General features: G+C 68.4%; 12 protein-coding genes and 1 pseudogene. 8 read left to right on the top strand and 5 right to left on the bottom strand.

The features are described 5' to 3' along the window. Window positions 1-104: 104 nt before the first annotated feature. The gene (locus tag OG972_RS44800; protein ID WP_266992333.1) at window positions 105-731 is read left to right on the top strand and encodes a hypothetical protein; all 627 of its coding nucleotides are present in this window, start codon (window positions 105-107) and stop codon (window positions 729-731) included. A gap of 133 nt (window positions 732-864) precedes the next feature. Here OG972_RS44800 and OG972_RS44795 read toward each other — a convergent pair whose 3' ends face one another. Then, window positions 865-1,329, bottom strand: coding sequence for a hypothetical protein (locus OG972_RS44795; RefSeq protein ID WP_266992331.1), 465 nt, complete (start codon window positions 1,327-1,329; stop codon window positions 865-867). A 499-nt stretch (window positions 1,330-1,828) separates the two neighbouring features. On the opposite strand from OG972_RS44795, the gene OG972_RS44790 reads away from it, so the two are divergent. Then, entirely contained in the window at window positions 1,829-3,235 is a 1,407-nt protein-coding gene (locus OG972_RS44790) for an IS4 family transposase (RefSeq protein WP_266977849.1), read from the top strand. Window positions 3,236-3,253: 18 nt separating this feature from the next. On the opposite strand, the gene OG972_RS44785 is transcribed toward OG972_RS44790, so the two are convergent. The 3 genes from OG972_RS44785 to OG972_RS44775 all read right to left on the bottom strand — a co-directional run bounded on the left by OG972_RS44785 (window position 3,254) and on the right by OG972_RS44775 (window position 5,241). After that, complete coding sequence (locus OG972_RS44785; protein WP_266992329.1) at window positions 3,254-4,045, bottom strand: hypothetical protein; 792 nt, start codon at window positions 4,043-4,045, stop codon at window positions 3,254-3,256. A 294-nt stretch (window positions 4,046-4,339) separates the two neighbouring features. Continuing rightward, window positions 4,340-4,579 (bottom strand): hypothetical protein, encoded by a 240-nt coding sequence (locus OG972_RS44780; protein ID WP_266992327.1) that lies wholly within the window; start codon window positions 4,577-4,579, stop codon window positions 4,340-4,342. A gap of 515 nt (window positions 4,580-5,094) precedes the next feature. Continuing rightward, the gene (locus OG972_RS44775) at window positions 5,095-5,241 is read right to left on the bottom strand and encodes a hypothetical protein (RefSeq protein ID WP_266992325.1); all 147 of its coding nucleotides are present in this window, start codon (window positions 5,239-5,241) and stop codon (window positions 5,095-5,097) included. A 1,094-nt stretch (window positions 5,242-6,335) separates the two neighbouring features. Between OG972_RS44775 and OG972_RS44770 the strand changes: the two genes are divergently transcribed. Continuing rightward, the gene (locus tag OG972_RS44770; protein WP_266993068.1) at window positions 6,336-6,830 is read left to right on the top strand and encodes a hypothetical protein; all 495 of its coding nucleotides are present in this window, start codon (window positions 6,336-6,338) and stop codon (window positions 6,828-6,830) included. A 381-nt stretch (window positions 6,831-7,211) separates the two neighbouring features. Here OG972_RS44770 and OG972_RS49450 read toward each other — a convergent pair. Continuing rightward, a pseudogene (locus OG972_RS49450) lies at window positions 7,212-7,649 on the bottom strand (glycosyl hydrolase family 28-related protein); the annotation flags it as partial. A gap of 123 nt (window positions 7,650-7,772) precedes the next feature. On the opposite strand from OG972_RS49450, the gene OG972_RS44760 reads away from it, so the two are divergent. The 5 genes from OG972_RS44760 to OG972_RS44740 are packed head-to-tail and all read left to right on the top strand — an operon-like array spanning window position 7,773 to window position 13,905. Further along, the gene (locus OG972_RS44760; RefSeq protein WP_323135988.1) at window positions 7,773-8,636 is read left to right on the top strand and encodes a glycosyltransferase family 2 protein; all 864 of its coding nucleotides are present in this window, start codon (window positions 7,773-7,775) and stop codon (window positions 8,634-8,636) included. A gap of 25 nt (window positions 8,637-8,661) precedes the next feature. Next, entirely contained in the window at window positions 8,662-9,192 is a 531-nt protein-coding gene (locus tag OG972_RS44755) for a hypothetical protein (protein ID WP_266992321.1), read from the top strand. Beyond that, window positions 9,189-10,310: a glycosyltransferase family 4 protein gene (locus OG972_RS44750; protein WP_266992319.1), complete on the top strand. Its 1,122-nt coding sequence runs from the start codon at window positions 9,189-9,191 to the stop codon at window positions 10,308-10,310. The genes OG972_RS44755 and OG972_RS44750 overlap by 4 nt, the downstream gene beginning before the upstream one ends. Continuing rightward, the gene (locus OG972_RS44745; protein ID WP_266992317.1) at window positions 10,307-12,763 is read left to right on the top strand and encodes a DUF2206 domain-containing protein; all 2,457 of its coding nucleotides are present in this window, start codon (window positions 10,307-10,309) and stop codon (window positions 12,761-12,763) included. The genes OG972_RS44750 and OG972_RS44745 overlap by 4 nt, the downstream gene beginning before the upstream one ends. Continuing rightward, window positions 12,760-13,905, top strand: a complete 1,146-nt coding sequence (locus OG972_RS44740; RefSeq protein WP_266992315.1) for a glycosyltransferase family 4 protein — start codon at window positions 12,760-12,762, stop codon at window positions 13,903-13,905. The genes OG972_RS44745 and OG972_RS44740 overlap by 4 nt, the downstream gene beginning before the upstream one ends. Window positions 13,906-13,943 lie beyond the last annotated feature (38 nt).

Here is a 13,943-nt window from a genome sequence, read left to right as displayed (position 1 = left end):
TTGATGCGGGCGGGTTGGTAGCGTCGCAGCGATGCTGAGTGCTGACGAGCCGACCAGCACGGATGGCGCCCTCCCGGGGCACCGCAACGAGACGAGGTAGGCCGATGACAGCAGCAGTGTCTCCGGAGGCGCGGGCCGCGCAGCGGCGGATCGTGCCCACGGTCAGGGTTTCCGGCGTGCTCAACGGCGAGGGGCTCGGGCTGTGGCGGGAGGCCGACTGTGGCGAGTTCAAGGCCACCGCCGCGGAGATCGGCAGGGACCTGGACGTGTTGGAGGTGCCGTACGTGATCGTGAAAGCCGCCCGCTACCCGCTGGCCAACTCGCGCAGCCAGCAGATGCGGTACGGGGAGGAAGTCCGGATCGCCGGGAAGGACCTGATGCACCTGGTGCGGTGGATGCCTTCACTGAAGGAGTCGATCGAGCAGATCCCGGACGACCTTCCGGGCTTCGGCTTCCCCGTCTTTCACCCGCGGGCCGAGGGCGTGGCGGTCAGGGGATTGGCCCTGGCGGCGGACTGGCCGGCCTGGACGGTCAAGCAGGCCCGGCGGGCGAGGCTGATGTGCGCGGAGTGCGACTACGACCTGCGCCAGCGCGTCGACGAGGATCGGGCGCCGTTCGTCATCCCGCTGCCCGAGAAGCCGAACTGGCTCCGCCTCGTGTGTGGGCGGTGCTGTAACAACGGTCGGGACGAGGTGGAGCGCCTGGCTGCGCTCGCCGGGCAGCCGTCATGACTGACTCGGAACGCGCCGGACGTCGGTCAGCCATACCGTAAATCCGGTGCGGGTTGAGCACCGGCGGAGCCGGAGAACGCGTCGACAGCGGTGGAATGCGCTTCCGCTGTCGACGCCGAGCGGTGAGCAGGTGTCAGTCGCGGAGCTCTTCGTCTTCCCCTCTGTGGAGCGCCTTCCACAAGCGGTCCACGGCCTGCGCGATCTGCCGCCGCTCCACCTGGGACGCCAGTGGCTCCGACACGACGCCTGCCAGCCACACCCGATGCAGCAACGGATCGCACACCTGATTCACGGCCAACAGCACCCCGTGACCGCTGAAGATGTCGTGGTGCGGACTACGCAACCACATCGATTTGCGCAGCTCCTCCAGGATTGCCAGCAGCCCCGACACCCCGCCCTGGTCGAACCGCGCGCGCACGTCCGAGGCCACAACCTCTTCCGCCAGGCAACAGACGGGCATGGCGTACTCCTCGGGCTCCTCGTGCTCCCGCCCCGATGAGGCGGCTTGCACAACCCGCAGCGCTTCCGTGTAGCTCTCGCCCGTAAGGGACTGACGCAGGCGCGCCTTCTGCGCCGCGGTGGACTGCCTCTTCGGCATCTGCTGCTCGTTCCTGACGGTCTCCCACGCTCCCGCCGGACAAAGGACATGCCGGAAGGGAAGCGGGCCCCGGAGGACCTTGGCCGATCAATCATCTGGCGGCGTGGGCGCGGGTGACGGCGGGAGGCGTACGCGACTTGCCTGCCCGCGCATCGTACAGCGGAGCAGGCCGGGCTCAGGCGATGAGGCCGCGGCAGTGGATGCCGGACCGAGCACCACACCCGCCAAGATCAAGTACTGGCGGCTTTTGGACTTACCTCGGCGCTACCCCCGGTCTACTCGCGAAGTTCGTTCGCCTGGTGGATGAGAGCTACCGGGCTGCTGTGGCGGCGGGGTCGGCGTCCGCTCTTCTGGAGTTTCAAGATCGGCCGGACAGGTCCTAGTCAACACCGTTGCGTTTGACCTCTGAGCTGTACGTCAAGCCCTGCTGAACAGCGCAACGGGACCACCTGATAGATCAACGATCGGCGAAGAAAGTCGATCAAGGTCAGGGATCCCGTTGCAGGAGAAGTCTGTCATCACGTCCACGATCGAGACAGCCCGGGGTGTGTTCGCGCCGGGTCATCTGGGGGAGTTGACCCAGGTCGTGGACTTTGCGCTGGTGGACGCGGTGCTGGAGGAGACCGGCCGGCGCGAGAAGCGCCTGCGACTGCTGCCTTCGCGGGTGGTGGTGTACTTCGTGCTCGCTCTCGCACTGTTCGAGCACCGCTCGTACCGCACGGTGTGGTCCAAACTGACCGCCGCCCTGACCCCGCTGGCCCTGGTGCGTCCCGCGGTCTCCTCGCTGACGCGGGCCAGGCGCAGGGTGGGGGCCGCACCTCTGCGGCGCCTGTTCGAGACACTGGCCGGGCCCGTCGCCCGCCCCGGTCAGGACGGGTCCTTCTACCGGGGCCTGCGCACGGTGGCCGTCGACGGGACCCTGCTGCACACCCCCGACGACGAGACGCTCACCTGGCGCTACCCCAAACGGGCCGGGGAGGGTCTGGAGTTCGGCTATCCGCTCCTACGGCTGCTGACCCTGGTCGAGTGCGGCACCCGCGCGCTCATAGCCGCCGCCTTCGGACCGGAGTCCGAGGGTGAACTCCCCTATGCCAAGCGGCTTCTGGCCGCCCTGGACAAGACGATGCTCCTGCTGGCCGACGCGGCCTTCGACGGCAACGAGTTCCTTGATGCCGTCCATCAGAGCGGGGCGCGGTTCCTGGTGCGCTCCGGGGCCCGCCGTGTCCCCACCCCCGCCGAGCACCTGGGCGACGGCTCCTACATCGCCCGCATCGGCTACGGCGTCCTGCGGGTACTGCTGCCGGTACGCGTGATCGAGGCAACCCTCACCGTCACCTTGACCGATGGCACCGTCCGCACCGAGCAGTGGCGGCTGATCACCAACCTGCTGGACCCCGTCCGCTATCCGGCCGCCGAGCTCGTTGATCTCTATCACCGCAGGTGGCAGGCGGAAACTACGTATTTTTCGATCAAGGCCACGATGCTCGACGGCCGCGTCCTGCGCTCCCGCAGCATCGATGGTCTCGACCAGGAGGTCTACGCCCTGCTCACCGCCTACCAGGCTCTGATCCGCGCCGGCGACGACGCCCTGACCGGTCGGCCGGAAGTACCCATGGAACGGATCAGTTTCACCGTCCTGCTGGCCGCCGCAACCGACACCGTCACCGCCGGCCATGGAATCTTCCCCAACACCCTCGTCGACCTGGTCGGCACGATCGGCCACGCGGCCCTGGACGCCCTCCTGCCCGCCCACCGACGGCAACGAGTGAAGGCCCGCACCCGCAAGAACCCCACCAGCAAGTACGGACCGAACGCCGGACAACACCCCACGACCAGCCAGAACTACACCGTCCGCACCACCGTCGCGTTCTTCGACCACGGCCTCAATAGCCGCTCACGGCGCTAACGCAACGGTGTTGAGGTCCTAGTCGCCGGTGAGGGTGCGTCGGGGCGTGGCGGTGACGACGCGGACCCAGCTCCCGGCGAGGTCGACGGCTGCGGCTTCGCGGGTGGGGCAGCGTTGGCCGGGGCTGAGGGAGTCTGAGAGCATGCCGACCCATCCGTTGTGCCCGGAGCGGGAGGTGCCGCCGTAGGACGGCTCCACGTAGCCGAGGACGGTGTCACTGCTGCGGAGGACCCAGCGTCCGCTTCCCTTGTCCTGTTTGAGCTGGGCCGCGTCGACGACGGCCATGGCGGCTTTCTCGGAGAGTTTCGGTGGTCGGGCCGGGGCGCGCGCGGGCTTCGCCTTCTTCGGTTCGTCACGTGAGGGTTGAGCGGGTGAGGGGGCGTCTGCGGTCGTACTGGTGCTGACCGGCTGCTCGTCCAGGTTGACGACGGTCACGCTCGGGGCGGGAGTGCTGTCCGGGCGACCGTGCACCGCCTGGGCGGCAGGGGCGGCCTGTCGGGCGCGGGCGGCCAGTACGACCGGGATGCGGGCCACCACGCCCATGTCGAAGTCGTCGGCAGGCTGCCCGGCGGTCAGGGCGCCGGCGAGCCTGCGGGCAGCGAGCGCCAGTTGGTCGGCAAGCTGGAGTGAGGGCGTGCTGTCGTACTCCCGCAGCAGCTCGGGTTCGTCGGCCGCGGCGGTCCGATGCCCGGAGTGCTGTTGTTGCCGGGCCCGGTATGCCTTGGCCTGGCAGGCGCGGGAGCAGTACCGGCGGGCACGGGGGCCACGCTGGGCGGGCAGGTCCTGGTGGCAGACCGGGCACGTCGCCATGAGGCCTCCAATCGTCACGTGATGATTGATGCTGTCACCGTACCGGCGCGCGACCCAATCGTCACGTGATGATTGGGTCGCGCGGGTGTTGATGGGGTGGGACCGGAATACGAGCGGAACGTGCCACGGCCGCTGTTTCGTGGGTGGTTTCAAACCGTCCGGGCGTTTGCAACGACTCGTGAAACGCGGTTCGCCCTGAGCACGGCCGCCGCTACCGGAACCCCTACCAGGGACCGGCCGCGAGGGCATGATCGATCCGCGATCGATCCGCACGCGTACCCGGCGGCGGATCCTTCAGTGCCTGGTGCTCTTAATGATGTTGATCGTGATGGGGGCGGCTCCTCCTACAAAGCCAGCCGCCCCGAGCGCCGCCACAGCAGGAATGGCCTCCGTGTGGCCAGTGACGGCGAGCACCAAGGCTCCGCCAGCGGACAGCATCGCCGTTAGCGCGCCGACGGCTTTGACGGCCGCCGACAGCCTGCTCTGCTGCGGTTCTGCACCTGCTGTACCGTCGTGATTGGTCGCGGTAGTCATTCGTGCTCCCGTGAGTTCAGTGTTCGGCAAGGACACAGGACCAACCACGACCACCCGGGGAGTCCTCAGCACCTGGCCCGCAAAGCATCGGTGCAGCACGAGGACTCCCCAAAGTCGTACTGGGGTCCGCCCATTGAGAGTACGCAGAACGCGCGGGCCCGCCCCAACCGGACCGCCCCGCGCGTTCTGGCGCAACCGTCTGCCGACGCCTCTACCGCTGCTCGAACACCACAGGAACGGCATGCCGCAACCGGGTACAACGCGGACAGCGGATAAGCCTCCCGGGACCGATCCGACCGGCTCCGAGCTGCTGCAGCGGGAACGAAGTGGTAGCGAAAACGTGCCCTTCGGCACAGCGGACGACGGTGCGCTCCATGGAGTCCATCAAGTCCCTTCCCCAACAAGCCTTGGAGAAGAAAGCCACATTAGGGGATGAATAGGATGCCGCTCCAGGGAGGTACCCACTTTGACGGCGTCGTTGTCCTGGTCCTGGTTCTGCTGGGGGTTGTCGGCCGTCACATCTTGAGGAACGCCAGCGCCGCCAGGAAGGCGCTGAGCCCCACCCCGATCGCGGGAATCAGGGCCGGGCTGGAGATGGCGACGTAGGTCAGGAACGCGGCGCCCATGAGGGCGAGAGCGATGTTGCTGCGGTCGGTGGGCATAGAGGTCTCCTGGTTAGAAAAAGTGGTCCTACCCGGACGGTGGGGGCGGCGGGGGTTAGCTCCGCAACCCCCGCCTGATGCGGCATGGCCCCTACGACGGCACGTCGTTGGTCGTTTCGGTTTTGAGCGCACGGAACCAGAGGTCCGGTGTGGTGAGGAAACGCAAACGCCCCGCTGATGGGCGGGGCGTTGTCTGGTGCCAGACCATCAGATGCGGGGGCCGCATTCAATAGACAGCGGCACCGGGCTAGCGACGCAAGTTGCTGATGGCCCTGGAGCGCAAGGGCTTCCCCGCGCCCTAGTTATGGGGTGGAGAGGGGCCGATGTGACGCCGAGGACACAAAAAAACTTCCCGCGCGTGAGCGGCAGCCCTTGAATGGGTTGCCGCTACATGCATCGCCCCTTAGCTGCGCAAGTTCGTGCTGCAGGCTGGACTGCTCTTGCGAGCAAAGAGGTAGCTCGCTGCTGGTGCTGCGAGCGCCGCGAAGATTGGGACGGCGGCCGGCGCCTGACCGGTCAGAGTCAGGGTGGTTGCGGTTCCGAGGGCCGCGAGCACGATGGTCCAGGGCAGCCAGGCGATGCGGCGGTGTCGGTGTCCGAGGCTTGGGGTACCGTCAGAGGGCGTCACAGGGTTCCGTTCTCCTCGCAGTGGATGGGCAGCCCACGACGTGAAACGAGAGGGAGATCCAGGCAAGGCCAGCCGTCCAAAGCATGGGCCTTGCAATGGGTCTCCCTTCGTCGTTCACGAAGCGGAGCCTGTCGGCGGCGCCCACTCTACGGGCCGCCACTGACAACGAGCCTCACAAGGTCCGTCCGAGGATTTCTTCGGCGAATTCAGCGATTCCGGGCAGCGGTGGGCGGCCTCGAAGTCTTCAAGTGTGTCGAACGCCCGGTACACGGACGCGAAGCGCAGCACGCGGGCCCGGCTGATCTTCTGCTGGTCCTGGAGCGCGAAGACTTCCCACGACGACCCGCAACTCGTGGACAGAGCCAGTTCAACCGAACCAAGGTGGGGCATCCATCATTTCTCACCAACCGCTGTTCCGTTGTTTCCCGGGGCCGAGCCTGAAGCCAGACGACAGAGAGGAAGTTCCATGGCTGTCGACTACGCCGCGATCTGGAACGAGCTGAACCCCCGCCAGCAGTTCTACTTGAAGACGATCTTCGATGAGGACCAGGAGCGGGAGGCCTCCCAGCGCAAGGCGAAGGCCCAGGGCAACTGGGACAGCCGTCCGGCGGCTGAGTGGCGCGCCATCGACGCGTACCACGACCCGGCCTCTCCCCGGGACCTGGTGGGCATCACCGCCCTCCAGGGGCGGTGGAGCGCTGCCGGGCACCACGATCAGGGCACCGGCTCCACCCTCAAGGTGCTGGATCTCGTTGCCCGTGATCGCGCCGTACTTGGAGGCGTAGTCGACGGGGATGCCGTTGTGGCCGACATCGCGGACGACGTTGCCCGTGACCGTGAAGTTGGCCGGGCCTTTGTCGGTGAGGAATCCGGCGACCCAGATGCCGTTGAAGGCGCAGTTCTCGAACGTGTTGCCGACACAGCTGATCTTGACGCGTTGTCTGCGGACTGGCGGACGTGATTGCCCTGGAAGATCACTTCCTCGCAGAAGAGGAACCCGGCGTCCTGGTTGTTGGTGAACTCGCAGCCGGTCACCGAGACCCTGCCCCGGACCCCACCGGTTCGGATGGGCAGCGCGGTCATGTTCCGTACGGTGCAGTCGCGCATGGCGAAGTTCGCGAGCCGCGCCTGACCGCTGCCCGTGGTGTCGAGGTCGCCGGAGAGGAAGACGGCGGTCTGCGGGCCAGCGCCGAAGGCCGCTACGTCCTCGCTTCGGCATGGCGGGAGACTCGTCGACGGGGCCAAGGAAGGTGATGCCTTCGATGGCGAAGTCGGTGAAGGCGACGGCGGACCCGTAGACGATGGTGCTGTCGGCCGTGTGGTGGAGAGTGATGCCGGCGTCCCCGGAGAGCGTGACATTCGACCGGCGCGTCAGCGAGTTGGAGCAGGCGTAATTCCCCAGAGGCAGGTAGACCGTGCCTCCGCCCGCATCACTGGCGGCATTGATCGCGGTCTGGATGGCACCGAAGTCATCGGTGCCGCCGTCGCCGACGGCCCCGTAATCGCGGACGTTCAGCCACGAAACTCCGGTCGTGGGCGCCGCGGCGTGCCCGTGCCCGCGGCTGTGGCTGTGGCGGCCAGGGCTACGCCTCCGACCCCGGCTGCGGATCGAAGCACGGAGCGTCTTGTAGTGGTCACGGTCCTCCTCGCCTCCTCGCCTCCTCGCCGTCCGCGACCACGTGAACCCCTGATGCTGACCATGAGCAGGCGAGAGGAAAGTTAACGCCTGAGCACGGAGAGGTTTCGTACACCCGAACTGCCTCGCGGGACGAGACTTCACAGGTCACGATTCTGCGGCGAAAGCGTAATTAAAAGTTTTGTGAGCTTAAAGTAAGAGCCGCTATCGGGGGGGTTCGGTGGGGGCTGTGGGAACACGGGCGCCGGTCTTGATTCCCGAGCGCTTGTGTGCATAACCAGTAGGGGGGAGCCCACTGTGTCCACTTTGTCCATCGTCATACCTGCGTTGAACGAAGCCGAAAACCTGCCTCACGTCTTCGCGACAATCCCGCTCGACGAACTCACCGAGGAAGGCTGGGGAGTCGAGGTGATCATTACTGACAACGGCTCCACGGACGGGACCGCCGAGATCGCCGCCTCTTACGGGGCGCGGGTGGTCCACCAGCCGTTGCGCGGCTACGGCAACGCCTACAAGGCCGGAATCGCCGCCGCGCGCGGCGAGGTGATCGCCACCGGCGACGCCGACTGCACATATCCCTTCGACGACCTGCCCAGACTGCTGCGCATCGTCGACGAGAAGCGGGTCGAGTTTCTCAACACCAACAGACTCGGCCGGGAGAACCGCGAGGCCATGAAGCCCTCGCACACCGTGGCCAATCACGCCCTCAGTCTGATCAGCCGCAAGCTCTTCAAGAGCGAGATGCGCGACTCCCAGAGCGGGATGTGGGTGTTCCGTCGCTACATCTGGGAGACCCTCAAGGTCACTTCCGACGGCATGGGCTTCTCCCAGGAGATCAAGAACGCCGCCGTCCGGGAAGGCTTCCGCTGCCTGGAGGTACCCATCGAGTACCGGCCCCGCGGCGGTGAGGTGAAGCTCAACGCCGTCTCAGACGGCGTGTCCAATCTGGCCCAGCTGTTCCGCCACAGGCTCAAGGACAACGCGCTGCGCACCGACACCCGGTCCCAGTGGCGCGACCGTTCCACCCGGCCCGTCCCGGCACCGCTGATGCCGGTGCAGCGGGGTGCGGCGTCCGCCACCGCGGACCACGCGGCGCAGGAGAAGGTGAGGACCGGGCACCATGGCGTGTGACGAGCAGGGCTTCTGAAAGGGCACGATGCGGACTGAGACAGCGCGCGACGGGCAGCGCGGAAGGGCCGACGGGACGGCCGGCGGGCGCGGCCCGGTGATCCGGCGTGCCCTGGTGGCCATCGCGGTGATCGCCGCGGTGGTCGCCGCCTGGTCCACCCCGGCGGTCCGCGAGGAACTGGCGAAGTCCTTCACCCGCCAGGACCGCCCTTATCTGGAGCTGTACTTCATCGAGTTGCCGTCCTATGTGGGCGACCAGGTCGAGGCCAAGGTCGCCTTCACTCCGCACGGCGGCGTACGGTCCGCGGGGCCGTCGGCGAAGGAGCGGGCCGAGGGCGCGCCCCGGCCCGCGTCGGACACCTTCGTGCTGAAGGCCGAAGCGGACCGGGACGGTGAGCTCCTGGGCACCGGGTGGGCCACCGTGCGTGCCGTCGACGGGCAGGCGAAAGTCGTGAACGTGGACGTGGCCCTGCCGAAGGGCGAGGACGCCGACGCGCTGCGCGTCTCGGTGGCGGGCCGGTCCGAGTACGTAGTCGGACATCTGGAGACCGCCGGATGAGCGCGGAGAAAGAGGCGGGCCTCATGGGGCGCAGAGTCATTCAGGTCACCCCCTACTACCCGCCGGCCCTCGGCGGGCTCGAGCGTGTGGTGGCGCATCTGTCCCAGGAGCTGGCACACCGGCACGAAGTACATGTGGTGACCACGGGGCTGCGGACGTCAGGCCTGCCGCGGCACAGCGTCGAGGACGGCGTACACGTGCACCGGCTTCCGGCGGTCGAGGTGGCCAACACCGCCATCTCCGCGCTGCTGCCCGTTCAACTCGCCAAGGCACGGCCCGGGGACGTCGTACATCTGCACATCGCACACGCCCTCGTCCCCGAACTCGTCTCCGCGGTCGCCGCGCTGCGGCAGGTTCCGTATGTCGCCCACTTCCATCTCGACGTGGACGCCAGCGGCCCGCTGGGGCGGCTGCTGCCCTGGTACAAGCAGCACTTCCTGGGCCGAGTGCTGCGCCGGGCCGCCGCGGTGGTCGCGCTCACCGAGGAGATGGCGGACTTCCTGGTCGAGCGGTACGGGGTGTCCCGGCAGCGGCTGCACATCGTGCCGAACGGCGTGTCGGACGCGTACTACCTGCCGCCCCGGACCGCGCCGGCCCGGCCCCTGCGCCTGCTCTTCGTCGGGCGCCTGCAGATCCAGAAGAACGTGGCCCGGCTGCTGGACACGATAGCCCAGGTCCAGGAGGACGTACGGCTGCGGATCGTCGGCGACGGCGAACTGCGCGAGCAGCTCACAGCGCAGGCGGCCCGGCTCGGGCTGCGGAATGTCGAGTTCGCGGGGGCGCTGTACGCGGACGACCTGGTGAAGGCGTACGCGGACAGCGACGCGTTCGTCCTGCCGTCCGACAAGGAGGGGATGCCGCTCGTGCTGCTGGAGGCGATGGCCTCGGGTCTTCCCGTCATCGCCACCGATGTGCCCGGCAACCGTGAACTGGTCGACGGCACCGGACTGCTCGCGGCGCCCGACCCGGCCGCGCTGGCGCAGCGGATCGACCAACTGGCCGCTGACGCGGAGCTGTGGCGGAGTCTGGCCGAGCGCAGCGCTCACGCCGCGGCGGGACTGTCGTGGTCCCGGGTGGCCGAGCGCGTCGAGCAGGTCTACACCGAGGCGTTGTCATGACACTCGAGACGGACGAAACTCTTGCGTTGACCACCGTGGCGCACGGCCGAGGGCAACGGACGGAGACCGACGCGGGAACCGGCACGGGGACCAACACGCGGACCAACACGCGGACCGGCACGCGGACCGCCCGCCGCCGGCGGAAGAAGCGGTTCGCGGTGCCCGACAGCGCGGTGCTGATCGCCTCGGCGTTGTGCACCCTCGCGGTGCTCGTGCCCGTCACGCCACCTCTAGTACGTCTCGCGGCCGGGCTGTATCTGCTCTTCGGCGCCCCGCTGCAGCTGTGGCGTCCGCTCGCCGGGCGGATCGTGCCGACGGGCAGCGGCCGCACGCTGGTCTCGGTCGGCCTGGTCATCATCGGGGACATGCTGCTGGCACTCGTGGTCAACACGGTGCTGCCCTGGGTGGGCGTGGACCGGCCGCTGACCCGCGGGTGCCTGACCTCGGCCACCGCGCTAGGCATCGGCGTCCTGTGGTGGTTCCGCCGGCGATACGCGCCGTCCGCCGACACCGGGCCGGTGCGGCTGTGGGCTCTCGCCCGCGCCACCCCCGGGCTTGGCATGGCGACCGCCGCGGGGGCCGTCACCGTGCTGTGCGCGGTAGCCGGAACGATCCGCCTGAACAACGGATACGGCGGGGCGGTGAGCATCGTCGCGAGTGTGCTGGGCGGCCTGCTGCTGTTGCTGCTGTCCGTCAGGCGACGCAAGTACCACCTGACCGCTCTGGAGACGGGACTGTACGCGGCGGCGCTCGCTCTGCTGCTCCTGGCCTCGCTGCGCGGCTGGTTCATCACCGGGCACGACGTCCAGACCGAGTACCTCTTCTACCGGATGGCGCTGGGCGGCGAGTACTGGGACGTGTCCACCTACCGGCACGCCTACAACGCCTGTCTGAGCATCACCCTGCTTCCGGTGAGCATCCGTCAGCTGACCGGCATCAACGACATCTACATCTTCAAGGCGATCATCCCGGCGCTGTTCGCTCTCACCCCGGTCATGCTGTTCCGCTCCGTGCGGAACGTGGCCCCGCGTTCCGTGGCGCTGCTCGCGGCAGTCTTCTTCGTCGCCTTCCCAACCTTCCTGACGGACATGGTGTTCCTCGGCCGGCAGGCCATCGCCTTCGTCCTGCTGGGCAGCGCGATCGTGGTGCTCACCGACAGCCGGGGCCCGCGGACGGCCCGGCGGGTGCTGTTCGTGGTGCTGCTGGTCGGCGTGGTCCTCTCGCACTACTCGACCGCGTACGTGGTGATCGCGACGCTGACGCTCGCGCTCGGTTACGACAAGGTGTGGCGGCTGGTGTCCCGCCGGAGCCGGGAGCGGTTGCGCCGCAAACGGCGCGAGGACCGGATGCTGACCTTCATCCAGTGGTGGATGGTGCTCATTCCGGCAGTGGCGGCGGTGGTCTGGGCTGGTCCGGTCACCCACACCGGCGGCCAGTTGCACGTGACGGTGGCCCAGACGATCTCGGACCTGGTGTCGCCCAAGGACCAGGCCGGTTCCTCCGACACCGGCTACAGCCTGCTCGGCGGGGACCAACTGTCGCCGCAGCAGCGCCTGGAGCAGTACGTGAAGGAGTCGGAGGCCGACTCCGCGAAGGAACGCGCGCATCTGCTGCTGACGCAGAAGGAGCTCGACACCATCGACTGGACGGCCGTGTCCACCGCGGACATGCCGCTCACGCCGCTCGGCCGGATCCTGGACCTGATCGGAGTACCGGTCCAGTCGCTCAACGGCGCCGTGCGTGCCGCGGTCGCCTACTTCTTCCAGCTGATGACCGTGCTCGGCGTATGGGTGGTGCTCAGGGCCCGCCGCTCGGCATTCCGTGCCGTCCGGGACCAGACGACCATGGCCCTGGCCGCCCTGAGCACTGTCGCGCTGTTCACCGTCGTACCGCAGCTGTCCGTGGACTACGGCGTGCTGCGGGCGTTCCAGCAGGGGCTGTTCTTCTTCGCCCCGTTCCTGGCCGCCGGAACCCTGTGGGTGCTGCGCTGGGCGGGGCACCGCAAGGAAGTGCTCGGCGCGGTGCTGACGTTCTGCCTGCTGCTGAATCTCGTGGGAGTCATGCCGAAGGTGCTCGGCGGCTACCCGGCGCAGATCCAGCTGTCCAACAGCGGTGACTACTACGACATCTACTACACCCAGTCGCAGGAGGTAAAGGCCGCGCTGTGGCTCGACGCCTGGAAGCGGGCGCGCGAGGACGCGACGCCCATCCAGATGGACAGCTTCTCGTACACCCGGCTGAAGCCGTACATGGCATCCGACGCTGCCGGCGTGAGCACCCCGGTGTGGCTGGACAAGGACGCGTACCTGCTGCTGGGCACAACGCCCGCCAAGACCGGACGGGTGTCGATCTTCTATCGGGGTGACCGGATCACGTACGAGTTCCCGCGGGAGCTCGTGGAGAAGAAGAAGGACCTGGTGTACAACAACGGTGGTTCGGTGGTGCTGAGGTGACCGGTTCCGTGCGGCGGGTGTTGCTCGTCTGCCACTTCTACCCGCCGCACATGGGCGGGATCGAGCGGGTCGTCCAGGCCGAGGCGCGCCGCCTGGCCGCTCTCGGACTGGAGGTCACGGTGGTGACCTCGGGCGAGCGGACGGCCGAGACGGTCGAGGACGACGGGGTCCGGGTCGTGCGTGTGCGGGCCTGGAACGGGCTGGAGTCCCGTTTCGGGGTGCCCTTCCCGTTGTTCGGGCCCGGGCTGCCGCGGCAGGTGCGGCGCTGGGCACGGTGGGCGGACGTCGTGCACATCCACGACACCTTCTATCTGACCTCCTGGGCGGCGGCCGGCGCGGCCCGGCGCGCGCGCCGCCCTTGGCTCGTCACCCAGCACGTGGAACTGGTCGACCATCCCTCGACGCTGGTCACAACGGTGCAGCGGGCCGTGTACCGGCTGGCGGGGGCACGGATCTGGCGGGGCGCGCGCACCGTGTTCACCCTCAACGCCCGCGTCGCCAACTTCGTCCGCGGCCACGGCGGGGCCGCGGAGCGGATGCGGCATCTGCCCAACGGGGTGGACACCACGCTGTACCGGCCGTGCCAGGACGTCATCGAACAACGCGAGATCCGGGCCGAGTTCGGGCTCCCGCTCGACCGGCCGCTGGCCCTGTTCGCGGGACGGCTCGTCCCGAAGAAGGGGTACGACATCGCACTCGCGGCGCGGGAGCGTGGCACCGGCTTCGACCTCGTCCTCGCCGGCGGTGGCGATGCCTCGGCACTGGACGGCGGACAGGGCGTGCACTACGTCGGTGCGCTGCCGCCCGACCGGCTGGCCCGCCTCTACCGGGCCTGTGACATGTTCGTGCTGCCCTCGGTGGCAGAGGGTTTCCCCCTGTCGGTGCAGGAGGCGATGGCGGCGGGTCTGCCGGTGGTGACCACGCCCGACCCCGGCTATGCCCCGTACGGACTCGACACGGACCGGTTCGTGTTCGCCGAGCGGAATCCCCAGGCGGTCGCCGCGGAGCTGTCGCGGCTGGCCGCGGACGCCTCGCTGCGCACCGAGATGGCCAAGTACTCGGTGCGGTACGCGCGGACCGCCTTCTCCTGGGACGCCCACGCGGAGGCGCTCGTCGCGGCCTACGAAGAGGCCTGCAGCTAAGGGGTTCTACGGCAACTTGGGGGGCGGGACTCAGGTCC

The organism is Streptomyces sp. NBC_01669 (assembly GCF_026339735.1).
Taxonomy (GTDB): domain Bacteria; phylum Actinomycetota; class Actinomycetes; order Streptomycetales; family Streptomycetaceae; genus Streptomyces; species Streptomyces yanii.
The sequence above is the reverse complement of the archived record's forward strand: the minus strand, read 5'-3'. Positions and strand labels throughout refer to the sequence as shown.